We start from the raw sequence: 23,248 nt of genomic DNA, 5'->3' as shown, positions 1-23,248 counted from the left end.
CACGACGCGAATCAGTGGGCCGCACTGGCCAGCCACGTGGCCATCCGGGTCATCAGGGCACGCGCCGCGTCCGCACCGGCGCCGTGCAGGAAGTAGTGGTCGACCCCCGGCGCCACGACGTGCTCGGTGGCGACGCCCGCGTCGCGCAACCGGGCCGCGTAGCGGTCGCCCTCGCGGCGCAGGGTGTCGCGTTCGGCGGTGACGACGAGCGTGGGGGGCGCGCCGGTCACGTCGGGCGCGAGCAGTGGCGACGCCACTGCGCCGATGCGGCAGGCCGGGTCGCGGAAGTAGGTCTCGCGCACCAGCGTCAGCAGCGACTCGCCGATCATGCCGCCGGGCGCGGCGGCGCATTTGCCGCGCGCGTCCTCGGCGACGTCCAGCGACGGGACGCCGAGCAGCTGGCCGGCCAGCGGGAACTCGCCCCGGGCGCGCAGCGCCACCGACGCGGCGAGGTTGCCGCCACCGGAGAAGCCGCCGACCACCAGCGGCTCGTCGCTCGCCAGATGGCGCGCGATGTCGAACGCCTCGTCGTGCGCCACCGGGAAGCGGGCCTGCGGCGCCACGTCGTAGTCGGCCAGCACGACCGTCAGCCCGGTCCGCGCGACGACGAAGCGCGCCCAGAAGTCGTCCATGCGGGGGTGGCGGGTGACGAAGGCGCCGCCGTGCAGGTGCAGGTAGCGGCCGGGCCGCGTGCCTCGGTAGACCAGGCAGCGCACCCGGCCGTGGCGGGTCGTCACGCGCTCGCGCGCCGGCGCCGGGAGGTCCTGCCCGGCGAAGCACAGCTCGCGGCCGTAGCGCGGCCGGGCGCGCTGCGCGACGAGCGCGGCCAGGTCGTGTCGCCACCCCACGCCCGACGTTCGTGCCGGCGCCGCGGGTCGGTTCAGCCGGCGCGGTGCGTGGGGCAGCGGGCGAGCACGCGCGTCATCGCGTCCCGCTCGGGACGGGTGACCCACAACCGGTACGCCGCCTTCACCGCGATCTGCCGTGCGACGTAGGCGCACCGGTAACGCTTGTTCGGCGGCAGCCAGGTGGCGGCGTCGCCGTCGCCCTTCGCCTGGTTGGTGGGACCGTCGACCGCGAGCAGCTCCCGCGGGTCATTGGCGAGATCGCGTCGTCGCCGTTCGGAAAGCTGCTGCGCCCCGGTCTGCCACGCGTTGCTCAGTGCGACGACGTGGTCGATCTGGACGGCCGAGCTGGTCCGCGCGCCACGGGTGAAGGCGATGGCCGCGCCGGTGTACGGATCGTGCAGCACCCCGGTCAGGACCACGCAGCCGTGCGTGCCGGGCCGGACGACGTCGCGGTCGAGATCACGGCGCAGGACGTCGTTGCGGGTGTCGCAGCCGTTGTGGCCCTCGGCGACGTCGTTGTCGTCGGTCCAGGCCGGGCCGAAGCGCTCGCGGTCGTACCCCGTCCGCGGCGCACGACCTCGGACCGGCAGCGTGTCGAGCACGGCGAGTGCCGTGCGCGTTGTCGTCGCGTTCGCGGCCGTGGTCACGTCGGCGCGCGCCGACTTCGGGCCCGGTGAGGTCGACGGGGTCGAGGGGAGGGAGCACGCCGACGCGACCAGCGCGGCTGCCGCGGCCGCCGCGGCCCGACCTCGCGCACCGCAGCCCCGTCGCACCGACGCATCGTGTCAGCCGGACCCGACAGTCCCTGCAACGGCAGGGGCACCGGCGTTGTCTACAGCAGACACGACACTGTCGATCCCGGAGGCAATTGCATGTCCCGCATCGCCGTCCTGGCCGCGCTCGCGGCGCTCACCACGGCCGTCACGGCCTGCTCGTCGTCCGGCGGGGGTGGCTCGCCGTCCACCCCGGCCGGACCGTCGGCCACCGCGAGCTCGACCGCGACGTCGACCGCGACACGGACGGCGACCCGCACGGCCACGGCCACCGAGACGCGCACCGCCGAGCGGAGCTCCACCGCCGACGCCGGGCCCGCCCGCTGCCTCGAGAAGCAGCTGCGCGCCACCGTCGACCCCCGGCACCTCCCCGGCAACGGCACGTCCACCGCGCCGGGGCGGGACCGCAACGGTGTGCTGGTCGATCTGGAGAACAAGTCGAGCACGACCTGCACGCTCTTCGGCTACCCCGGCGCCGCCATCGAGGACGGCGACGGCACGCAGGTGCAGCAGGCGAAGCGCACGCTGCGCGGGCCGCTCGGCGGACTCCCGTCCTCGCGCACGGCGCCCGGCACGGTCACGCTGCAGCCCGGCGAGTTCGCGGCCGCCCTCGTCGAGGGCCACAGCACCTACCAGCACGGCGCGGCGCAGGCCGGCTGCAAGGGACCGCGACACCCGCGCATCCTGGTGACCCCGCCGGACACCGAGACCGCCGTGCCGTTCACCGTCGGCTGGCCGCAGTGCTTCACCTTCGAGGTCCATCCGGTTCAGAAACTCGCGTCGCCGCCGAAGTGAGGGGTAGCCCCGCAACGGGGATGACCTAGCTCACACCCATTTCATGTCAGGAGGTCGCGATGCTCGCCCTCATCGTCGGCCGTGTCGCCCGGCGACGCGGCCCGTGTCACGGCGCTCACCGGTGGACCGAGATGGCCACGCCGCCGGCGTGCAGCCGCTGCGGTCGCAGCAGACCCTGACGACCCGACGACCTGACGACCCGACGACCTGACGACCTGCCGGCCGCCGCTGCCGTCAGCGTGTGCTGCGCAGGAACCCGGGCTCGGCGAGCACGGCGGGCAGGTCCGCCGGCGTCGCGAGGAGCGCGGCGGCCACGCGGGCCATGGTGTGCCGCGCCCAGTCGGCGTCGACCCCGTCGCCGGGCTCGGCCGTCGCGATGCGGAAGCCGACGTACTCGAAGGTGTTGAGCAGCACGTCGATGTCCGGTGCCGGCGGTGGGGTGCGACCGAGCCGCTCGAAGCGGTCGATCAGGCGAGCACGCAGCATGCCGAGCGTCCGCTCCCGGTGCGGTGAGACCGGGGAGTTCGGATCGTGCAGTTCGCTGAACAGCGGCCGCAGGGCCGGGCCGTGCCCGCGCGCCCAGGCGAGGTACGCGTCGATGCCCGACACCACCATCTGCACCTCGTCCTGGGCGCCGTCGAGGGCGGCCTGCAGGCCGTCGGCCAGCGCGTGGTCCGAGGCGTCGAGGACCGCCTGCAGCGGTGCCTCGGCGTTGCCGAAGTAGCGGTAGAAGGTGGGCCGGGCGATGCCGGCCCGCTCGATGATGAGGGCCACGCTGAGGCCACGGGAGCCCCGCTCGGCGAACACCGCCGCCGTGGCCGCGACGATGCGTGCCCGGACGGCCTCGGCCTCGGCCGGGCTCTGCGGTGGCCGGCCCCGGCGTGCCGGGCCCGCGGCCGGCGTGAGGGCGTCGTCCGCCTTGACATCGGTGCCCATCGGTTTAGGCTAACAAGCCTGTTCAGCGAACAACAGCGTCACGCCAATTCCGTCGCCCGATCCGTCGCAGGAGGCGTCACATGACCGCCACCGTCCGAGAGCGTCCCGAGCGGGGACCGGCCCCTCGCCGCCGCGCCGCCACCGACCGCGCGCTGCCCGCGGATCGCGTCGCCGCCCTCGTCGCCCGCGCCGCCGCGGGCGGTGCCGAGCCGGTGACGACGCACGCTCCGGCCACCGGCGCGTTGGTCGCCGACCTGCCGCAGTCCTCGCCGGCCGACATCGACGCGGCGTTCGAGCGTGCCCGAGCCGCGCAGCAGCAGTGGGCGCGGCGCCCGCTGGCCGAGCGGGTACGGGTGCTCGCCCGGCTGCACGACCTCGTCCTCGCCCGGCAGCGCGAGATCCTCGACATCCTGCAGACCGAGACCGGCAAGGCGCGGGCACACGCGTTCGAAGAGGTCGCCGACGTGGCGATCAACGCCCGCTACTACGCCCGCACCGCCAAGCACCACCTGCGCTCGCACGACCGCATGGGCGTGCTCCCCGGGTTGACCACCGCCCACGAGGCGCGGCGCCCGGTCGGCGTGGTCGTCGTCATCTCGCCGTGGAACTACCCGCTGGCCCTGTCGGTCTCCGACGCGCTGCCCGCCCTCGTCGCCGGCAACGCGGTGGTCTCCCGGCCGGACAACCAGACCGCGCTGACGACGCTGTGGGCGCACGAGCTCGCCGAGGAGGCCGGGCTGCCGGCCGACCTCTGGCAGGTCGTGCTCGGCCGCGGCCGCGACGTCGGAGCCCCGCTGATCGAGCGCGCGGACTTCGTCGACTACACCGGGTCCACCGCCACCGGCCGCGACATCGCCGCCCAGGCGTCGGCACGGCTGATCGGGTGCTCGCTCGAGCTCGGCGGCAAGAACCCGATGCTGGTGCTGGCCGACGCCGACCCGCGCAAGGCCGCCGACGGCGCCGTCCGCGCCTGCTACTCCTCCGCCGGGCAGCTGTGCGAGTCGATGGAACGCCTCTACGTCCACACCGACGTCTACGACGAGTTCGTCGAGGCCTTCCTCGAGCGCGTCGAACGGATCCGGCTCGGGGCCGAGCTCTCCTACGACTCGGACATGGGCTCGCTGACCTTCGCCCGTCAGCTCGACACCGTCGTCACCCACGTCGAGGACGCCGTGGCGAAGGGGGCGACCGTGCTCGCCGGCGGGCGTGCGCGCCCCGATCTGGGCCCGTACTTCTACGAGCCGACCGTGCTCACCGACGTCACGGCCGACATGCTCGTGCATCGCGAGGAGACGTTCGGCCCGGTCGTCTCGCTGTACCGCGTCGACACCGACGACGAGGCGGTCACGCAGGCCAACGACACCGCCTACGGCCTCAACGCGAGCGTGTGGACGCGCGACGTCGGTCACGGCCGTCGGGTCGCCGAGCGCATCCGTGCCGGGGCGGTGAACGTCAACGAGGGTTACACCGCCGCCTGGGCTAGCGTGCAGGCGCCGTCCGGGGGGCTCGGCGACTCCGGCCTGGGACGCCGGCACGGTGCCGAGGGCATCCTCAAGTACACGAACACGCAGACGGTCGCGGTGCAGCGGCTGCTGCCCATCGCGCCGCTGCCGGGTATGTCGGACGCGGTGTGGGCGAGGACGATGACCGCGGCGCTGTGGGCCTTCCGCCGCGTCGGCATCAAGTAGCGAGGGAGATCGCATGAAGTCGGTCGCGGGCAAGAACGTCCTGGTCACCGGGGCGGCACAGGGTCTCGGCAAGCTGTTCGCGACCCGCGCGGTGGAGGAGAACGCCGCCGCGGTCGTCCTCTGGGACGTCAACGAGGCCAAGCTCAAGGAGACCGCCGTCGAGCTGGAGGCCGCCGGGGGGACCGTGCACACCTACGTCGTGGACGTGTCGGCCGCCCAGCAGGTGCAGGACGCGGCCGCGTCGGTACGGGCCGACGTCGGCGACGTGCACGTCCTGATCAACAACGCCGGCATCGTGCGCGGCAACGGGTACTTCTGGGACAACGCGGTGAGTGACATCGAGGCGACGATGACGATCAACGCGCTCGCGCCGATGTACATCACCCGCGAGTTCCTGCCCGCCATGATCGCCTCGGAGCAGGAGTGTCGCGTCGTCACGATCGCGTCGTCGGCCGGCCTGACCTCGGTCCCGCGGCTCGCGGCCTACTGCGGGTCGAAGTGGGCGGCCACCGGCTGGTCGGACTCGGTGCGGCTGGAACTGGAGAAGGCCGGTCACAAGCACGTGCGGGTGACGACGGTGTGCCCGACTTATATCAACACCGGCATGTTCGACGGCGCGCAGGGGATCCTGTTCACGCCGATGCTCGAGCAGGACGACGTGGTGGCTGACACCTGGCGCGAGATGCTCAAGGGCGGCCCGCAGCTGATCCTGCCGTGGACCTCACGGCTCAGCAAAGCCGTCACCGGGGTGCTGCCGGTGAAGATCCGCGACATCTGGCTCGACCGCACCGGTGTCTACGACTCGATGGCCAAGTTCACCGGTCACGGTAAATAGCGCGCAGCTGCGCCAACTCCCCGCGTCGTGATCGAGAGGGCGTAGCGGTCGTCATGGCGACCACTACGCCCTCTCGATCGACGACCTGGGTGCGGGTCAGGCGTTCTTGATGGCCGAGATCTCGAGCTCGATGGTGATCTTGTCGCTGACGAGGACGCCGCCGGTCTCGAGCGCGGCGTTGAAGCTGATGCCGTACTCGCTGCGCACGATCTGGGTCGAACCCTCGAAGCCGATGCGCTCGTTGCCGAACGGGTCCTTCGCCGAGCCCTGGAACTCGAGCGGGAAGGTGACGGACTTGGTGACGCCCTTGATGGTGAGGTCGCCGGTGACCTGGAAGTCCTCGCCGCCCTCGTGCGCGACGGCGGTCGAGCGGAAGGTCAGCTCGGGGAACTGCTCGGCGTCGAGGAAGTCGTTGGTGCGCAGGTGGCCGTCACGCTGCTCGTTGCGGGTGTCGATGCTGGCGACGCGCGCGGTGACCGACACCGACGACTGCGACGGGTTCGCGCCGTCGATGGTCGCGGCGCCCTCGAAGTCGTTGAAGTTGCCACGGACCTTGGTCACCATCGCGTGGCGGGCGACGAAGCCGAGCCGGCTGTGGGCCGGGTCGATCGTGTAGATGCCGGTGAGGGCGGCGAAGTCGGTCTGGGTGGAGGTCATGGTGTGCTCCTGGCGAGTTCTGGTTGAGGTGTCAACAAACATAGGACGGGAACGGATGACATGTCAACTAGTGCGGTAGGGTGGGGTTCATGAACGAGCGACGGGCGTCCGGTGGCCGCGAGGCGACCGACCGGGACGTGCGCTGGCTCTCCGACGCCGAACAGCGCGCGTGGCGCGCGTTCCTCGAGATGCAGGCCCGCCTCAACGCCCAGCTGAACCGCGAGCTGCAGGAGACCTCGGGCCTGTCCAGCGCCGACTTCGCCGTCCTGGTCACCTTGAGCGAGCACCCCGACGGTCGCGTCCGCGTGCTCGAGCTCGCGCGCGGCCTGCAGTGGGAGAAGAGCCGCCTGTCGCACCAGCTCACCCGCATGCAGCAGCGCGGGCTCGTCGACCGTTCGTACTGCAGCGAGGACCGGCGTGGCGCCTTCATCGTGCTGACCGACGCCGGCCGGCGCGCCGTCGAGGCCGCGGCGCCGACCCATGTCGCCGGGGTGCGGCGCTACCTGTTCGACGGCCTCGACGAACGGCAGGTCGCTGCCCTGGACGCCATCTCCCGCGGCACGCTCGACCGCATCGCCGCGGCGTGCGCCGGCCACCCCGACCCGATCGCGGCGGAGTGCGACGGCGCCGGTGCGGTGACGAGTGCGGACACAACGGGCGAACACGTCCCTCCCCGCTGATCGCGCCGCGACGTCCCTGCGCCGGACGTCGGGTGCCGGTACAGTCAGCCGACCCCGGCACCGGGGTGACGGCCCCGCGCGCGGAGGGAGGAGACGGTGGACTCCACCGATTCCCGCGCGTTCGACCGGTCCGCCGACGTGCCCGACCGGGTGGCGGACGCCCGGATCCTGCTCGTCGAGGACGACCACGGCGACGCCGTGCTGGTGCAGGCCGCACTCGACGAGGCGGGCGTTCCGGACTCCGCAGTCGTGTGGACCCGCTCCCTGGGCGAGGCGCTCGACGCCCTGGCCGCCGCGCCGGACTGCGTGCTGCTCGACCTCGGCCTGCCCGACTCCGAGGGCTACGGTGCGGTGCACAAGATGGTCGAGGCAGCGCCGGACGTGGCGGTCATCGTGCTCACCGGACGGCAGGAGCGCGACGGTCTCGACGCGCTCGCCGCGGGCGCGCAGGACTATCTCGTCAAGGACGCCATCACCGCGGAGCTGCTCGAACGCTCCATCCGCTACGCCATCGAGCGCAAGCGGGCGCAGCACGCGCAGCAACGCCTGCGCGAGATGAGCCTGAGCGCGGCCGAGCAGGCCCGACTGGAACGCGGCCTGCTGCCGCGCCCGCTGCTCACGACCGACGGCGTGCGGTGCGCGACGCACTACCGTCCCGGTCGCGACGACGCCGTGCTCGGCGGCGACTTCTTCGATGTCGTCGAGCCGCGTCCCGGCGTCGTCCGGGCGGTCATCGGTGACGTGATGGGGCACGGTCCCGACGAGGCCGCGCTGGGCGTCCACCTGCGGGTGGGGTGGCGCTCGTTGCTGCTCTCGGGCATCCCCGACGACGAGATGCTGCCCGCGCTCGGGCGGTTGCTGGACGCCGAGGAGGCGCGCGGCACCCACTTCGCCACGGTCTGCGACCTCACCCTCGCCGACGGCACGCTGACCCTGCGCGTCGCCGGCCACCCCGCGCCCGTGCTGAGTCGCGACGGCACGGCGGAGTACCTGCCCGTCGCGGTCGGCGTGCCGCTCGGCGTCCGGGCAGCCAACGTCCCCGACCGCGGCTGGCAGGAGACGCGGGTGCCGCTGCCCGCAGGGGCGTCGGTGCTGCTCTACACCGACGGACTGCTCGACGCGTTCACCACCGATCACACTCTCGGCAGCATCGGCGTCGACGAGCTGGTAACTGCGGTGCGCGCGCGACCCGTCGACGCGACGTCCGCCCAGGACTGGATCGCGGCGCTGCTCGCGGCCGCGCCGCGCGTTCCCATCGACGACACGGCAGTGGTCGTGCTGACCATCTCGTGAGCGCTGCGGTGCCCGACGGCCCGGCGGCGGGCGAGATCCGCGGTCGGTCGCGCGACTGGACGCTGCGGGGCCGGCTCGGCAAGGCATTCGGGGCCGTCTGCGCCGTCATGCTCGTGCTCATCCTCGCCGTCGTGGTCTCGGCACTGCTCTTCGTGCGGGCGGGCAACGACGTCATCGACCGCTGGCAGCCGGCCCTCACGACGAGCGCGCGGCTGCTGACCGACCTCGTCGACCAGGAGACGGGTTTGCGCGGTTACGCGCTTACTCGCGACCCGCAATTCCTCGAGCCGTACCGACGGCACGCGAACGACGAGACCCGCGACCGCAGCCAGCTGTCCTCGTTGATCGCCGAGGACGAAGGGATCCGGCGGCGGTGGGACGACCTGCGCGCGGCGACGGAACGCTGGCGTGCCGAGATCGCCGAACCGGCGGTGGCCCGGATCGCCGACGATCCCGCGGCCGGCGTGGCGATCGTCGGGAGCGCCGGAGCCAAGGCCCGGTTCGACGCGATCCGTTCGCGCGCCGCGGCGCTCGACGTCGTCCTCCGCACCCGGGTGGCCGACGCGCGATCCGAACGCGTCCGTGACGGTGTCCTCTTCGGCGTGTCCGGCGCCCTGCTCGTCGTCGTGCTCGTCGGTTCCGGCCTCGTCCTGTGGCGCGGGCTGGCCCGATGGGTCCTCACGCCGGTGGAGACGCTGGCCGGCCAGACCCGCTCGGTCGCCCGGGGTGACATGCACCGTCGGATCGTCCCCGTCGGTCCGCACGAGCTGACGTCACTGGCCGAGGACGTCGAGGCGATGCGGCTGCGGATCGCGACCGAGCTCGGCCGGGCCGAGGCGATCGGCGCGGAACTGCGCGCCCGCGGCGAGGAGCTCGCCCGCTCCAACGACGATCTGCAGCAGTTCGCCTACGTCGCGTCGCACGACCTGTCCGAGCCGTTGCGCAAGGTCGCGAACTTCTGCCAGCTCCTCGAACGGCAGTACGGCCCGCAGCTCGACGATCGCGCCCGCCAGTACATCCACTTCGCCGTCGACGGGGCGAAGCGGATGCAGGTGCTCATCACCGACCTGCTCGCGCTCTCACGCGTCGGCCGCGGCACCGAGGGCTTCGAGCGGATCGACCTGGACGTGAAGCTCGACCAGGCGATCGCCAACCTGGGCGACAAGTTCACCGAGGCGGGTGCCGTGGTCGAGCGGCTGACGCCGCTGCCGACCGTCGACGGCGACCGGGCCCTGCTCGTGTCGCTGCTGGAGAACCTCGTCGGCAACGCGGTGAAGTACCGCCGCGAGGACGTCGCACCGGTGGTCCGGGTGTCGGCCGAGGTCGACCCGGACACCCGGGTCTGGACGATCACCGTGAGCGACAACGGCATCGGGATCGACGCCGAGTACGCCGAACGCATCTTCGCGGTGTTCCAGCGACTCCATCTGCGCGACCAGTACGGGGGCACCGGAATCGGCCTCGCGCTGTGCCGCAAGATCGTGGAGTTCCACGGCGGGCGTATCTGGCTCGCTGCCGTAGAGTCTGCTGACACTGCCAGTTCCGGGGCGACCTTCCGGTTCACGCTTCCGGAGGTACGCAATGCCAAACTCGGTGACGGAGCAACCGCGCTCGTCGCTGGACGTCCTGCTGGTCGAGGACGACCCGGGTGACGTCCTCATCGCCGAGGAGGCGTTGAAGGCGAGCAAGCTGCGTTCGCGCCTGACCGTCGTCCCGGACGGCATCGAGGCGCTGGCCTACCTGCGTCGAGAGAACGGCTACCAGGACGCCGAGCGCCCCGATCTGATCCTGCTCGACCTGAACCTGCCGCGAAAGAGCGGCCACGAGGTCCTGGCCGAGGTCAAGGAGGACCCGGAGCTGCGCCGGATCCCCGTCGTCGTGCTGACCACCTCGGGCGCGAGCGAGGACGTCGAGCGCAGCTACGACCTGCACGCGAACGTCTTCGTCACCAAGCCCGTCGACTTCGACCACTTCGCCGAGGTCGTGCGCGAGATCGACAGCTTCTTCCTCACCGTCGCCAAGCTGCCCGACGCCTGACCCGCCGCCCGCTCGTCGGCACCGTTCGTAGGAGTCCGGTGGGCGTCCGATGGGCCGTGTGTGTGCGTGCCGGCGCGCACGTGGGCCCGTCGTTAGAACCCCTGGTGCCGGGGGAATGGTGCTGCCATGACAGCGCGAGTAGGGACCATGTCCGTCGACGGAACGCCGATCTCCCAGGCCGATCTGGCCCGGATCGAGGCCGAGGAAGAGCTGCACGCGAAGCAGCGTCGCAGCGCGGTGCGGGTGATCGCAGCGTCCTCCCTCGACGCCGAGGACTGCCGCACGCTGCTCTCGATCCTGGGCCTGGACGACGCCACCGTGCGCGCCGCTCACGCCGAGCTGCAGCCGGTCGCGGCCGCCACCGCAGCGCCCAAGCGCGCACGCAAGCGCCGCGCCGCCTGACCCTCGCACCCCCTCCGCCGAGCGCAACCGGCCGCTGTCCCGGAGTCGTGCTCGGATAGATTTTCCGTCGTGCCCATTACCTCGCGCTCGGTGGTGGCGGACGGGCACACCATCGCCCTCACCGAGGCGGGGCCGGCCGACGCCCCGGTGATCGTCCTGCTGCACGGACTCGCCTCCGACAGCGGGACGTGGGACCGCGCCGTCGGCCCGCTCGCCGCGCACGGGCTGCACGTCTACGCCGTCGATCTGCTCGGCCACGGCGCCTCGGACAAACCCCGTCACGGCTACCTGCTCGACGACTTCGCCGCATCGTTGCGCGACCTGTTCCGCGTCCTGGGCATCGCCTCGGCCACCGTGTGCGGTCACTCCCTCGGCGGCGCGGTCGCGGTGCACTTCTGCTCGCAGCATCCCGACCTGGTCGACCGGCTCGTGCTGGTCTCGGCCGGCGGGCTCGGCCGCGAGGTGCACCCGGTGCTGCGCGCCGCCGCCCTGCCGGTCGCGCCGGCCGTCCTCCGACTCGTCACCCGCCCCGCCCTGCGGCGCCTCTACCGCAGCCCCGGGCTGCACCGGGCGTTGCGACTCACCCCGGACAACGTCGTCAACCTGCGTCGCGCCGGACGGGCGTTGGGGGACGCCGCCGGTCAGGCCGCCTTCTTCGCCGCGCTCCGCGGCGTGATCGAGCCCGGCGGCCAGCGCGGCAACTTCATGGACATGGGGACGCTCGCCGCCCACGTCCCGACGATGCTGGTCTGGAACGAGGGCGACCCGGTGATCCCGGTGCGGCACGCCCGCGCCGCGCACGAGCACCTGCCCGGCAGCCGGCTGCTGGTCTTCCCGAACCGTTCCCACGAGCCGCATCGCGCGTCGGCACAGCACTTCGCCGACGAGGTGGCGGCATTCGTCGCCGAGACCGATCCCGCTATGCGAGACGACCGTCCCTTATCTTGAGATAGCAGGTAGGGTCGGGCCGTGGCGGAGCGGCGGCGGTGGACGATCCTCGTGGTCGGCACGCTCGCGCAGGCCGCGACCTGCTCGTTCCTGTACGGGATCCCGATGCTCGTCCCGGCGCTGCGGGCCGAGGGCCTGAGCCTGTTCGAGGCGAGCCTGCTCGTGTCGGCGCCCATGGTGGGTCTGCTGCTGACGCTCATCGCCTGGGGCGCCGCCGCCGACCGCTACGGCGAGCACGTCGTCATCGTCACCGGCGTCGGCGCCTCCGCCGTCCTGCTGGCGTGCGCCGCCGTCGTGCCGGGGTCGGCCGGGCTCGCCGTGCTGCTCGCGCTGGCCGGCGCGTTCGGCGCGTCGGTCAACGCCGCCAGCGGCCGGGTGGTGATGGGCTGGTTCCCCGTCGCCGAACGCGGCCTGGCCATGGGCACCCGGCAGACCGCGCAGCCGCTCGGGGTCGCGATCGCCGCGCTCGCGCTGCCCACTCTCGGGCGGGAGCACGGCGCGCACCTGGCGCTGCTGTTCCCCGCGCTGGTCTGCGCGCTGACCGCCGCCGCGACCGCCCTGCTGGTCGCCGACCCGCCGCGGCCGGCCCCGGTCGAGGGTGTGCCCCCCGTCCGCTCGCCCTACCGGGGCTCGACCCACCTGCCCCGCGTCCACGTGTCGAGCGCGCTGCTCGTCGTCCCGCAGTTCGCGGTCGCGTCGTTCACGCTGATCTTCCTCGTCCACGAGCGACACTGGGACGCCGCCGCGGCGGGTCGGCTGGTGTTCGCCTTCCAGGTCGCGGGGGCGGCCGGCCGCATCGCGTCCGGGGTCTGGTCCGACCGCGTCGGCAGCCGGCTGCGCCCCATGCGCCAGCTCGCGGTGACGTCGGCGGCGCTGATGGTCGTCATCGCGCTCGGGGCGTGGTCCGGTCTGTGGTTCGTCGTCGCGGGGTTCGCCCTCGGTGCCGTCGTCACGGTCGCCGACAACGGCCTGGCCTACACCGCCGTCGCCGAGTTCGCCGGGCGCGAGTGGTCCGGACGCGCGCTCGGTGTGCAGAACACGGTCCAGAACGTCGCGGCCATCGCCACCGCGCCCGTGCTCGCCGCCGTCATCGGCGACTCGCGCTACGCCGTCGGCTTCGCCCTCGTCGCCGTCTTCCCGCTGCTCGCGATCCCGCTCACGCCGGTCCGCGCCGAGCGGCGGGCGGCCGACGAACAGGCTCGGAACGCGGAACGGGCCGCGCGATCGTGAGACCGCGCGGCCCGGGCCACGTGCGGAGGATATGGGATTTGAACCCATGAGGGGTTTCCCCCAACCCGCGTTCCAGGCGAGCGCCATAGGCCACTAGGCGAATCCTCCGCCGATCAGGATAGAAGACGGCGCAACGGGTCCGTCGCCCGGTGAGCGCACGAGCGTGCGCCGCGGCCCGTAGACTCGGCGCAGACCCCCCGTGTGGCGCTCACCCTGCGAACCTCCCCAGGGCCGGAAGGCAGCAAGGATAAGCAGGCTCTGGCGGGTGCGCGGGGGGTCCTCGCGTCCCCGTCCCGCGGCGCCGACGTCTTCGTGGTCACCGTGAGGTGGCGGGCAGGTCGACCACCACGACGGTGCCGTCGCCGAGGCGACTGTCGAGGTGGACCGAGCCGTGCTGGAGCTCGACGAGGTGCTTGACGCTGGCCAGTCCGAGGCCGGTGCCGCCGTCCTCGCTCGCAAGCTGCCCCCGGACGAACTCGGTGAAGATGACCGGGACGTCCTCGGGCGCGATGCCGCGGCCGTGGTCGGCGACCGTGAGGCGGGTGCGCAGGCCGTCGCCGGCGACGGTGACCTCGACGGGCGCCGCGGCGGGTGAGTACTTCACCGCGTTGCTGAGCAGGTTGGCCAGTACGCGGCGCATCGCGACCCGATCGGCCAGGGCGGTCGCACCGTCGTCGTCGACGTCGATCTCGCGGCCGGCGAAGAGATGGCCGTTGGCGGCCACGACCTCGCGCACGACGTCGCCGAGCGCGAGCGGCCGGACGTCGATCGACACCACGCCGGCCCGCAGCTTCGCGTAGTCGAAGAGGTTCGTGATCAGGTGCTCGAGGTGCGCGGCCTCGGTGGTGATGCGCTCGGCGAAGTGTGCGCGCTCCCCGGGCTCGGCCCTGGCGACGAGCGAGGCGTAGGCCGCGATGCTGTGCAACGGCTGCCGGATGTCGTGCGTGAGCGTCGCGAACAGCGAGGCCTGCAGCCGCTCGAGGCGGTGCTCCTCGGTGCGGTCGCGGGTGACCTCGGCGTAGCCGGTGAGCCGGCCCTCGTCGTCACGCAGCGCGGTGAGCACGACGTCGCCCCAGAACCGCGAGCCGTCCTTGCGTACCCGCCAGCCGGTGTGCTCGACGCGACCGGCCTGGCGGGCGCTCTCCAGTAGGTCGTAGGGCAGGCCGTTGCTCCGGTCGTCGGGTGTGTAGCAGACCGAGAAGTGCTGCCCGATCGCCTCGTCGGCGGTGTAGCCCTTGAGGTGCGCCGCCCCGGCGTTCCACGTCAGCACGACGCCGTTGGGGTCGAGGGCGACGATCGCGTAGTCGACGACCTGGGCGACGAGCATCCGCAGCTGCGATTCGCGCTCGACCAGCGCGTGCTCGGCGGTGCGGTCGCGGGTCACCTTGGCGTAGCCGGTGAGCACGCCGCTCTCGTCGTGCAGCGCGGTGATGACGACGTCGCCCCAGAAGCGGGTGCCGTCCTTGCGCAGTCGCCACCCGCTGTGGGCGACCCGGCCGTCGCGCTCGGCGCGCGTGAGCAGGGTGAGTGGGAGGTCGGCCTCGCGGTCGTCCACGGTGTAGAAGATCGAGAAGTGCCGCCCGACGGCCTCCTCGGTCGCGTAGCCCTTGAGCCGCTCGGCGCCGGCGTTCCAGCTGCGGATCGTCCCGGTGGTGTCCAGCGCGATGATCGCGTAGTCGACCACCTGCGACACCAGGTCGAGCGCCAGCTCGGTGCTCGCGTCCTGCGGGCCGAGGAGGGTCATGGTGGGAAGACTAGGGCCGCGCCCGCGGCCTCCCAAGCAACGACCGTGGCGGGGCGTCGTGGCGGGTCGTTAGGGTCGTCGCGTGACCAGCGCTGCGACCTCGACCGACCCGGCGACCACCGGGGACGCGACGGCCGCCACGGGCCCCGGCGACCGCGCCACGACGAACCTCGCCCTGTACCGCAAGTACCGCTCGTCGACCTTCGCCGAGGTGATCGGTCAGGAGCACGTCACCGAGCCGCTGCGCGCCGCGCTCGCGGCCGGCCGGATCAATCACGCCTACCTGTTCAGCGGTCCCCGCGGCTGCGGCAAGACCTCGAGCGCGCGCATCCTCGCCCGCAGCCTGAACTGCGCGCAGGGCCCCACGCCCGAACCCTGCGGGGTCTGCGACTCGTGCCGGGAACTCGCACCCAACGGGCCGGGGTCGATCGACGTCATCGAGATCGACGCGGCCAGCCACAACGGCGTCGAGGACGCCCGCGAGCTGCGTGAGCGCGCGTTCTTCGCGCCGGTGCGCGACCGCTACAAGGTCTACATCGTCGACGAGGCCCACATGGTCACGACGGCGGCGTTCAACGCCCTGCTCAAGCTCGTCGAGGAGCCACCGGACTTCCTCGTCTTCGTCTTCGCGACGACCGAGCCGGACAAGGTGCTCACGACGATCCGCTCGCGCACGCACCACTACCCGTTCCGGCTCATCCCGCCCGCGGCCCTGCGGGCCCACCTCGAGCAGATCACGCGGGCCGAGGGCATCGGCGTCGAGCCGGCCGTGCTGCCGCTCGTCGTCCGTGCCGGTGGCGGCTCGGCCCGCGACTCGCTGTCGATCCTCGACCAGCTGCTCGCGGGCGCCGGTGCCGAGGGCGTCACGTACACCCGGGCGGTCGCGCTGCTCGGCGTCACCGACGGCGCGCTGCTCGACGACATGGTCGACGCGCTGGCCGCGGGCGACGCGGCGGCGGTCTACGAGACCGTCGACCGCGTGGTCGAGGCGGGGCACGACCCGCGGCGGTTCTCCGTCGACCTGCTCGACCGGCTGCGCGACCTCATCCTGCTCGACGCGGTGCCCGACGCCGGCGAGCGCGGCCTCGTCGACGTTCCCGACGACCAGCTCGCGCACATGTCCGACCAGGCGCTGCGCCTCGGCGGCGCCGCGCTCACCCGCTTCGCCGAGATCGTCCACACGTCGCTCGTCGAGACGCGGGGGACGACCTCGCCCCGGCTCGCGCTGGAGCTGCTCTGCGCGCGGATGATGCTGCCCGACGCCGCGAGCGACTCGGCCGCCCTGCTGCAGCGCCTCGAGGCCCTGGAGCGCCGCATGACCGCCGGCGCGGCGGTCCCCGCAGGTGCCCGGCAGCCCGCACCGCAGCGGCTCGCGGCGCCGGTGCAGCCGGCCGAACGGCCCGACACGCCGCGTACGCCGCCCCCCGCGCCCGAGCCGTCCCGCGACCCGGACGCCCGCCGCGCGCACGCGCAGCAGCCCACCGCGTCGGTGCGCCCCGAGGTGGAGGAGCGTCCGGCGGCCACGGTCGAGGCCGCACCGTCGAGCCCGCCGTCGTCGTCGTCATCCCAGCCGGCCGCCGACGGCAGCGCCGCGACCGGCGCCGACACCGGCGCCGACGCCGACACCGGCGCCGCGGCCGGCGGGGCCGCTGCCGCCCCGGGAGCACTCGACTCGCACGCGCTGCGCCAGCTCTGGCCCGAAGTGCTCGAGGTCGTCAAGCAGACGAGCCGGCGCACCCGGGCCCTGCTCGACAACGCGCAGATCATCGACGTCCAGGGTGAGCAGCTGACGCTGTCGGCCCCGACGGCGCTCGCCAAGATGATCGCCGAGGACAGCAACACCGCGGTGTTGCGCGATGCGTTGGTCACGGTCGTGGGCGGCAGCTGGCGCATCGGCGTGGACGGCGCGAAGCCCGCGGCCGCCGCTCCGAGCAACCCGGCGCGCTCGGCCCCCGAGCCGGATCCGCGCGACGAGGACCCCGGCCCCGACGAACCCGGCCGCCCGGTGGCCGCCGATCCGGAGACCGAGGCGATGCGGCTGCTGCGCAGCGAACTCGGCGCGCGCCGCCTCGACAATCCTCAGTAGCCGCGCGGACCCGTCACGCGTCCGGGACGCTCAACGCTGCCGCAGGAAGGCGAGGATGCCGGCGGCGACGGCGCTGGCGATGCGGGCCCGGCCGGACTTCGAGGACAGCAGCGCGGCGTCGTCGGCGTTGCGCATGTTGCCGAGCTCGAGGAACGTCGTCGGCCGCCGGGCCAGGTTGAGCCCGGCGAGGTCGCTGCGGAAGTAGTAGCCGTCGTCGCCGATGTAGTTCGACGGCGTCAGCCCCGAGCCCGCCACGAGCGTCTTGTGGACGGCCCGGCCGAGCGCCACCGACTCCTGCGCGACCCGCCGGCTGGCGCCGTCCGGGCGGCGGCTGTCCTGGTTGACGTGGAAGCCGTGCCCCGAGGCCGGCGCGCCGTCGGCGTGGATCGACACGACGGCCGCGACGTTCGTGCGGTTGCCGACGGCGGCCCGCTCGTTCACGCACGGTCCGACGCCGATGTCGTTGGGGCGCGTCATCACGACGGTGACCCCCGCGGCCTGCAGGATGCGCCGCGTCCGCAGCGAGACGTCCCACGTGAACGCGTGCTCGGCGTACCCGGCGTTGGTGCTCGTACCCGTGGTGTCGCAGGCCTTGCGCTCGCCGTACCCGGCCGGGACCTGCTGGTCGATGTAACCGGTGTGCGAGGCGTTGCCGCCGTTGTGCCCCGGGTTGAGGACGACGACGCTGCCCCGCGGCGCCGGCTGCGGCGGCGCGGGCGCCCGGGTGCGGGTGGTGGGAGCGGCGGTGGCGGTCCGGGTGCTCGGGCGCGTCGTCGCCGGCGCCGAGGTGGTCGCCGAGGTGGTCGCCGAGCTGCTCGCCGACGACGAGGTGGCCACCGGGGGACGGGACGTGCTCGCCGCCGTGGTCGGCGCGGGTGGGGAGCTCGCCGACGTGCCGTCGGACGAGCTGCACGCCGTGACGGCGCACAGCGCGGTCGCCGACAGCAGCACGACCGGACGGGACACGCGACGCATCCGCCCACCCTCGCACGTCGGCACACACGCGCCGGCCAGCCGGGCCGGATACCCTGACAATTCGACACCGACCCAGCGGCGGGACGCCCAGCAGCGGGACGCCACCAGCAGACGCGGAGGACAGCGAACGTGAGCCAGCGTGGCGGAGGATTTCCCGGCGGCGGCGGCCAGCCGAACATGCAGCAGCTGATGAAGCAGGCGCAGCAGATGCAGGAGCAGCTGCAGTCCGCGCAGGCCGAGCTCGCGTCGGCGTCGGTCACCGGGACCGCCGGTGGCGGCCTGGTCACGGCCACGCTCACCGGCGCCGGCGAGCTGACCGCGCTCGAGATCGATCCGAAGGCCGTCGACCCCGAGGACGTCGAGACGCTGCAGGACCTCGTCGTCGCCGCGGTCCGCGACGCCCACCGAGCGGTGGGTGAGCTCGCGGCCGAGAAGATGGGTCCGCTCACCGGCGGCCTCGGCGGTGGCCTCGGCATCCCGGGCCTGTAGCGGTCCGCGTCCGTGTACGAAGGCGCCGTCCAGGACCTCATCGACGAGCTCGGCCGCTTGCCGGGCATCGGTCCGAAGAGCGCGCAGCGCATTGCCTTCCACCTGCTGGCCACCGAGCCGGCGGACGTCGAACGATTCGCGGGGACGCTGCTGCGGGTCAAGAACGAGGTCAAGTTCTGCTCGGTCTGCGGCAACGTGGCGCAGGCCGACGTCTGCCGCATCTGCAGTGACCCGCGCCGTGACCCCGCGGTCATCTGCGTCGTGGAGGAGCCCAAGGACGTCGTCGCCATCGAGCGGACCCGCGAGTTCCGCGGGCGCTACCACGTGCTGGGCGGTGCGATCAGTCCCATCGACGGCGTCGGGCCGGACGACCTGCGCATCCGTGAGCTGCTGGGCCGGCTGCGTGACGGCGTCGTCACCGAGCTGATCATCGCCACCGACCCCAACCTCGAGGGCGAGGCGACGGCGACCTACCTCGCCCGCATGCTGGCGCCGATGGGACTCACGGTCACGCGGCTGGCCAGCGGACTGCCCGTCGGCGGTGACCTCGAGTACGCCGACGAGGTCACGCTGGGGCGGGCGTTCTCCGGTCGGCGCCGGATCGAGTGACCGCGCGTGACGGCGAGTGACCCGGCGAGTGAACCGGCGAGTGACCCGGCGGCGGCCCCGGTGCCGACCGCGCCGCCGCGACGCCGCCGCGGGTTCTGGGCGGCCGTGCTGGCCGCCACCGCCCTGACGGCGGCGGGGGTGGCGGTCGCGGTGCACGGCTGGGTGGCCACCGACGGCCCGGCCGGTGCCGTCCGCGGGTACTTCGACGCCCTGAGCCGGGCCGACGCCGCCGCCGCGCTCGCCTACGGCGACATCCCGGCCGGACCACGGACGTTCCTCACCGGCGACGCGCTGCGGGCCGCGCAGCGCACCGCGGCGATCGAGGACGTCGACGTCCGCTCGAGCGAGCAGACCGGCGACCGCGCGCGCGTGCGGGTCGCCTACACGCTGGCGTTCGCGCGGCATCCGCTGCCCGTCACGGCCACCGTCGGCGTCCACCGCACCGGGGACGGCTGGCGGCTGGATCACGTCGCCGTGGCCACCCAGGTGCAGCTGGTCCAGGCCGGGGAGCGGGCGACGCTCGCCGGGGTCGCGGTGCCGGCCGGCACCACGCTGCTGTTCCCCGGCGCCGTGCCCGTCGCCTTCGACACGCCCTACCTGCGGGCCGACCCCGCGAACGACGACGTGCCCGTCGACGCCGGAGCGACCACGCAGGTGCTTGTCGACGTCACCGCCGCGGGCCGCACGGCCGCGGTCGCCGCCCTGCGTGCGGCGCTGGCGCGCTGCCTGCGCGCGGGCGCCGACCTGCGCTGCCCGTTGCCGACCGAGCGCTACGTGCCGGGCAGCCTGCGCGGAACGGTCAGCAGCGGCCTGTCCGGCACCGACGTCGACGTGGCCGCGAGCGACGCCGGGATGCTCGAGATCAAGACCACGGTCGCGGTGCGGGGCGGGTTCTCGCGCCTCGAGTTCGACAACACCGTGACGAAGCGCAGCGGCACCACCTTCCGGATGGCGGTGGCCGCGCACGCCTACGCGGTGCCGCCGTTGCGGCTGCAGTGGGACCGGCCGACGTGACCCGGCTGCGCACGCTCGCCGCGGTCGGAGCCGTGGTCGCCGCGACCCTGCTGGCGGCACCGCCCGCGGCGGCCGCCCCCGGCCCGTCCGGCGCGCCGGAGTACTACTTCGACGACTGGAACCTCTACGACCTGTGGGACGCCGGCGCGCGCGGGCAGGGCGTCACGATCGCCGAGATCGACACCGGCGTGAACGCCGACCTCGCCGAGCTGCGCGGACGCGTGGTGCGCGGCACCGACCTCGGCCGGCGCGGCGACGGGCGCGTGGACCGGGAGGTCAGCGCGTTCGGCCACGGCACCGCGATGGCGTCGATCATGGTCGCGCGGCCCGGCCTGCTCGGCATTACCGGCATCGCGCCCGACGCGCGGATCCTGCCGATCGCCGTCCCCCTCAACGGGACGACCGACGCGGCCAAGCCCGACCGGCTGGCCGACGCGATCCGCTACGGCGCCGACCACGACGCCAAGGTCATCAGCATGTCGCTCGGTGGCAAGCGCAGCGAGGGCTCGGACACCGAGTCGTGCCCCGACGAGGAGCAGGCCGCGGTCTTCCACGCGCTGAGCAAGGGCGCCGTCGTCCTCGCGTCGGTGGGCAACAGCGGGCCGAAGCGCAACGCCATCGAGGAGCCCGGGGTCTGCCTCGGCGTGGTGTCGGTGGGTGCCGTCGACGCTGCCGGTGACGTCGCCGACTTCTCGTCGCGGCAGCCCTACCTGACGCTGGTGGCGCCGGGCGTGCGGATCCCGTCGCTCGGCCGGGTGGCCGCGACCGCGTATTCCGGGGACGGCACGAGCCAGGCGACGGCGGTGGCGTCGGCGGTGGCGGCGCTCGTGTGGTCGCGCCATCCGACGCTGACGGCCCGCGCGATCGTCACCCGGCTGCTCGCCACCCTGGACACCCGCGGGGTACGCGGGCACAGCGAGGAGTACGGCTACGGCCGACTGGACGCGCGGCGTGCCGTCACCGCCGACGTCCCCGCCGACGCGGCCAACCCGGTCTACGACTCGGCCACCCCGTTCGTGCGGCGCGCGGCGGCGCTCGACCATCCGGCGTCGGTCCGCCCGCCCGTGCCCGTGACCGGGGCGCCGGGCTCGGGGCGGGCCGAGGTGGGGTCGGTGTCGCGGGTGGACCGGGAGGTCGTCCTCGGTGCCGTCGCGGCCGCCGTCGGTCTCGTCGCCCTACTCGTCCTGGCGGTGCTCGGGAGGCGTCGTCGGACCCGGCCGGCGGCGGCGCCCGCCGCCGGCCCGCGGCCGTGGCCCGCCCCGAGCGCGACGGACTGGTCGGACTGACCACCCGCCCCCGTGCGGAGGTCAGCCGTTGCGCCGCGCCGCCGAGCGGTTCACCGCACTGAGGACGGCGCGCAGCGACGCCTGGGTCGTCGACTCGCTGATGCCGACGCCCCAGAGCACCTCGTCGCTGCCGATCTCGATCTCGAGGTAGGCGGCCGCCTCGGCCTCGCGGCCGGCGGTGAGCGCGTGCTCGGCGTAGTCGAGCACCCGCACCGACAGCCCGCCGTAGCCGAGGTCGACGTCGGACAGCGCGTCGCAGAACGCCGACACCGGGCCGTTGCCGATCCCGCCGATCTCGTGCTCGACGCCGTTGACGCGGACGCGGGCGGTCAGCCGCTCGGTGCCACCCTCGGTCGTCGACTGCGTGTCGATCAGCTCCACCGGTCCGGTGCCGCTCAGGTACTCGGCCGAGAAGATCTGCCACATGAGCGCGCCGCCGACCTCGCCGCCCTCGCCGTCGGCGTGCTGCTGGATGACGTGGCTGAACTCGATCTGCAGCCGGCGAGGCAGGTCGAGCCTGTGGTCGCTCTTCATGATGTAGGCGACGCCGCCCTTGCCCGACTGCGAGTTCACCCGGATCACGGCCTCGTAGGACCGGCCGACGTCCTTCGGGTCGATCGGCAGGTAGGGAATGTGCCAGGGCAGCTCCTCGACCGGGCGGCCCGTCTCGGCCGCCTGTCGGGCGAGGTCGTCGAAGCCCTTCTTGATCGCGTCCTGGTGCGAGCCGGAGAACGAGGTGTAGACGAGGTCGCCGGCGTAGGGGTGCCGCTCGTGGACGCCGATGCGATTGCAGTACTCGGCGGTGCGGCGGATCTCGTCGATGTCGCTGAAGTCGATCATCGGGTCGATGCCCTGGCTGTAGAGGTTCAGCCCCAGCGTCACGAGATCGACGTTCCCGCTGCGCTCGCCGTTGCCGAACAGGCACCCCTCGATGCGCTGCGCACCGGCCAGCACAGCGAGCTCGGCGTCGGCGGTCGCCGTCCCCCGGTCGTTGTGGGTGTGGACGGACAGGCAGACGTGCTCGCGGCGCGAGAAGTGCCGGCTCATCCACTCGATCTGGTCGGCGTAGACGTTCGGCGTCGAACGCTCGACGGTGCAGGGGAGGTTGATGACGATCTCGCGCTCGTGGTCGGGCTGCCAGACGTCCATGACGCCCTCGCAGATCTCCAGCGAGAAGTCGAGCTCGGTGTCCATGAAGATCTCGGGCGAGTACTCCAGGCCGAACGCGGTGTCGGGCAGGTGGACGTCCGCGTACTTCATGATCGCCTGCACGCCGTCGACGGCGACCGCGCGGGTCTGCGCGCGGCCGTCTCCCTCGAAGCCGAAGACCACCTTGCGGAAGACGGGGGCGGCCGCGTTGTACATGTGCACGGTCGCGTTGCGCGCGCCGACGAGGGAGCGCACGGTGCGCTCGATGAGCTCCTCGCGCGCCTGCGTCAGCACCGAGATCCGGACGTCGTCGGGGATGCGGTCGCCCTCGATCAGGCTGCGGACGAAGTCGAAGTCGGTCTGGCTCGCGGCCGGGAAACCGACCTCGATCTCCTTGTAGCCCATGCGCACGAGCAGGTCGAACATCGCGTTCTTGCGGGCGTTGTTCATCGGGTCGATCAGCGCCTGGTTGCCGTCGCGCAGATCGGTCGACAGCCAGCGCGGGGCGATGGTGATGCTGCGCGTCGGCCACTGCCGGTCGGGCAGGTCGACGGCCGGGAAGGGTCGGTAACGGTGGCACGGCATGCCCGAGGGCTGCTGCGGCCGGGGGACGGTGGATCCGGCGGGACTCATGACTGCTCCTGGAGAAAGGACGGTGGAGCGGTCGGCGCAGCGGAGCGGCCCGCGACGAGGGGCCGACCGGAGAGTGTTACCGGGCCTCGCCGCGGCCGCGAAGAAGCAGCGCGCGCGTCATGGTGTGTCCAGGCTAACCCG

22 protein-coding genes, 1 tRNA gene and 1 other RNA gene are annotated in these 23,248 nt (G+C 73.4%); 16 read left to right on the top strand and 8 right to left on the bottom strand.

Annotation, left to right across the window (positions count from 1 at the left end):
* Window positions 1–11: 11 nt before the first annotated feature.
* Both BUE29_RS07120 and BUE29_RS07115 read right to left on the bottom strand, forming a co-directional pair.
* A complete protein-coding gene (locus BUE29_RS07120) occupies window positions 12–848 on the bottom strand; it encodes an alpha/beta hydrolase fold domain-containing protein (RefSeq protein ID WP_143168036.1) in 837 nt (278 codons plus the stop codon).
* Between the two features lie 32 nt (window positions 849–880).
* Window positions 881–1,495 carry an HNH endonuclease family protein gene (locus tag BUE29_RS07115; RefSeq protein WP_073388056.1) on the bottom strand — a complete coding sequence of 205 codons (615 nt, stop codon included), beginning with the start codon at window positions 1,493–1,495 and terminating at the stop codon, window positions 881–883.
* A 225-nt stretch (window positions 1,496–1,720) separates the two neighbouring features.
* Between BUE29_RS07115 and BUE29_RS07110 the strand changes: the two genes are divergently transcribed.
* A complete protein-coding gene (locus BUE29_RS07110) occupies window positions 1,721–2,416 on the top strand; it encodes a DUF4232 domain-containing protein (RefSeq protein WP_073388054.1) in 696 nt (231 codons plus the stop codon).
* Window positions 2,417–2,650: 234 nt separating this feature from the next.
* On the opposite strand, the gene BUE29_RS07105 is transcribed toward BUE29_RS07110, so the two are convergent.
* Complete coding sequence (locus BUE29_RS07105; RefSeq protein WP_073388052.1) at window positions 2,651–3,352, bottom strand: TetR/AcrR family transcriptional regulator; 702 nt, start codon at window positions 3,350–3,352, stop codon at window positions 2,651–2,653.
* 80 nt (window positions 3,353–3,432) lie between these two features.
* Between BUE29_RS07105 and BUE29_RS07100 the strand changes: the two genes are divergently transcribed.
* Window positions 3,433–5,040 carry a succinic semialdehyde dehydrogenase gene (locus tag BUE29_RS07100; protein WP_084180811.1) on the top strand — a complete coding sequence of 536 codons (1,608 nt, stop codon included), beginning with the start codon at window positions 3,433–3,435 and terminating at the stop codon, window positions 5,038–5,040.
* 13 nt (window positions 5,041–5,053) lie between these two features.
* Window positions 5,054–5,875, top strand: a complete 822-nt coding sequence (locus BUE29_RS07095; RefSeq protein WP_073388050.1) for an SDR family oxidoreductase — start codon at window positions 5,054–5,056, stop codon at window positions 5,873–5,875.
* 96 nt (window positions 5,876–5,971) lie between these two features.
* Here the strand turns inward: BUE29_RS07095 and BUE29_RS07090 are convergent, their stop codons facing one another.
* On the bottom strand, window positions 5,972–6,532 hold the full coding sequence (locus BUE29_RS07090; protein ID WP_073388048.1) for a YceI family protein: 561 nt from the start codon (window positions 6,530–6,532) through the stop codon (window positions 5,972–5,974).
* Window positions 6,533–6,621: 89 nt separating this feature from the next.
* Here BUE29_RS07090 and BUE29_RS07085 point away from each other — a divergent pair, with 89 nt between their 5' ends.
* The 7 genes from BUE29_RS07085 (at window position 6,622) to BUE29_RS07055 (ending at window position 13,122) form a co-directional block, all read left to right on the top strand.
* Window positions 6,622–7,212 (top strand): MarR family winged helix-turn-helix transcriptional regulator, encoded by a 591-nt coding sequence (locus tag BUE29_RS07085; protein ID WP_073388045.1) that lies wholly within the window; start codon window positions 6,622–6,624, stop codon window positions 7,210–7,212.
* 96 nt (window positions 7,213–7,308) lie between these two features.
* A complete protein-coding gene (locus tag BUE29_RS07080; RefSeq protein WP_073388043.1) occupies window positions 7,309–8,505 on the top strand; it encodes a PP2C family protein-serine/threonine phosphatase in 1,197 nt (398 codons plus the stop codon).
* Entirely contained in the window at window positions 8,502–10,157 is a 1,656-nt protein-coding gene (locus tag BUE29_RS07075; protein ID WP_073388041.1) for a sensor histidine kinase, read from the top strand. Before BUE29_RS07080 ends, BUE29_RS07075 begins: the two co-directional genes overlap by 4 nt.
* Entirely contained in the window at window positions 10,099–10,542 is a 444-nt protein-coding gene (locus BUE29_RS07070) for a response regulator (RefSeq protein WP_234971388.1), read from the top strand. The genes BUE29_RS07075 and BUE29_RS07070 overlap by 59 nt, the downstream gene beginning before the upstream one ends.
* 147 nt (window positions 10,543–10,689) lie before the next feature.
* Window positions 10,690–10,944 (top strand): hypothetical protein, encoded by a 255-nt coding sequence (locus BUE29_RS07065; RefSeq protein WP_073388037.1) that lies wholly within the window; start codon window positions 10,690–10,692, stop codon window positions 10,942–10,944.
* A gap of 69 nt (window positions 10,945–11,013) precedes the next feature.
* The gene (locus BUE29_RS07060; protein ID WP_084180810.1) at window positions 11,014–11,892 is read left to right on the top strand and encodes an alpha/beta fold hydrolase; all 879 of its coding nucleotides are present in this window, start codon (window positions 11,014–11,016) and stop codon (window positions 11,890–11,892) included.
* A 21-nt stretch (window positions 11,893–11,913) separates the two neighbouring features.
* Window positions 11,914–13,122 (top strand): MFS transporter, encoded by a 1,209-nt coding sequence (locus BUE29_RS07055; RefSeq protein ID WP_073388033.1) that lies wholly within the window; start codon window positions 11,914–11,916, stop codon window positions 13,120–13,122.
* A gap of 23 nt (window positions 13,123–13,145) precedes the next feature.
* Here the strand turns inward: BUE29_RS07055 and BUE29_RS07050 are convergent.
* Window positions 13,146–13,230, bottom strand: a tRNA-Ser gene (locus tag BUE29_RS07050).
* An 80-nt stretch (window positions 13,231–13,310) separates the two neighbouring features.
* Between BUE29_RS07050 and ffs the strand changes: the two genes are divergently transcribed.
* Window positions 13,311–13,407, top strand: an RNA gene (ffs, locus tag BUE29_RS07045) — signal recognition particle sRNA small type.
* A 31-nt stretch (window positions 13,408–13,438) separates the two neighbouring features.
* Here the strand turns inward: ffs and BUE29_RS07040 are convergent.
* Window positions 13,439–14,866 (bottom strand): sensor histidine kinase, encoded by a 1,428-nt coding sequence (locus BUE29_RS07040; RefSeq protein ID WP_073388031.1) that lies wholly within the window; start codon window positions 14,864–14,866, stop codon window positions 13,439–13,441.
* A 175-nt stretch (window positions 14,867–15,041) separates the two neighbouring features.
* Here BUE29_RS07040 and BUE29_RS07035 point away from each other — a divergent pair, with 175 nt between their 5' ends.
* Window positions 15,042–16,952 (top strand): DNA polymerase III subunit gamma and tau, encoded by a 1,911-nt coding sequence (locus BUE29_RS07035; RefSeq protein ID WP_073389466.1) that lies wholly within the window; start codon window positions 15,042–15,044, stop codon window positions 16,950–16,952.
* Between the two features lie 30 nt (window positions 16,953–16,982).
* Here the strand turns inward: BUE29_RS07035 and BUE29_RS07030 are convergent, their stop codons facing one another.
* Complete coding sequence (locus BUE29_RS07030; RefSeq protein WP_073388029.1) at window positions 16,983–17,927, bottom strand: N-acetylmuramoyl-L-alanine amidase; 945 nt, start codon at window positions 17,925–17,927, stop codon at window positions 16,983–16,985.
* A 177-nt stretch (window positions 17,928–18,104) separates the two neighbouring features.
* Between BUE29_RS07030 and BUE29_RS07025 the strand changes: the two genes are divergently transcribed.
* From BUE29_RS07025 to BUE29_RS07010, 4 genes are read left to right on the top strand one after another with little or no spacing between them, the layout of a single operon-like run.
* Window positions 18,105–18,416 (top strand): YbaB/EbfC family nucleoid-associated protein, encoded by a 312-nt coding sequence (locus BUE29_RS07025; RefSeq protein ID WP_084180808.1) that lies wholly within the window; start codon window positions 18,105–18,107, stop codon window positions 18,414–18,416.
* A 12-nt stretch (window positions 18,417–18,428) separates the two neighbouring features.
* Window positions 18,429–19,025, top strand: coding sequence for a recombination mediator RecR (recR, locus tag BUE29_RS07020; protein ID WP_073388025.1), 597 nt, complete (start codon window positions 18,429–18,431; stop codon window positions 19,023–19,025).
* 6 nt (window positions 19,026–19,031) lie between these two features.
* Entirely contained in the window at window positions 19,032–20,039 is a 1,008-nt protein-coding gene (locus tag BUE29_RS07015) for a hypothetical protein (RefSeq protein WP_143168035.1), read from the top strand.
* The gene (locus BUE29_RS07010) at window positions 20,036–21,325 is read left to right on the top strand and encodes a S8 family serine peptidase (protein ID WP_159440837.1); all 1,290 of its coding nucleotides are present in this window, start codon (window positions 20,036–20,038) and stop codon (window positions 21,323–21,325) included. The genes BUE29_RS07015 and BUE29_RS07010 overlap by 4 nt, the downstream gene beginning before the upstream one ends.
* 21 nt (window positions 21,326–21,346) lie before the next feature.
* Here BUE29_RS07010 and leuA read toward each other — a convergent pair whose 3' ends face one another.
* Entirely contained in the window at window positions 21,347–23,107 is a 1,761-nt protein-coding gene (leuA, locus tag BUE29_RS07005; RefSeq protein WP_073388019.1) for a 2-isopropylmalate synthase, read from the bottom strand.
* Window positions 23,108–23,248 lie beyond the last annotated feature (141 nt).

Origin of the sequence: Jatrophihabitans endophyticus (genome assembly GCF_900129455.1) — a bacterium.
Taxonomy (GTDB): Bacteria; Actinomycetota; Actinomycetes; order Mycobacteriales; family Jatrophihabitantaceae; genus Jatrophihabitans; species Jatrophihabitans endophyticus.
Note: the sequence above shows the minus strand (reverse complement) of the source record. Positions and strands in the feature narration are given on the sequence as shown.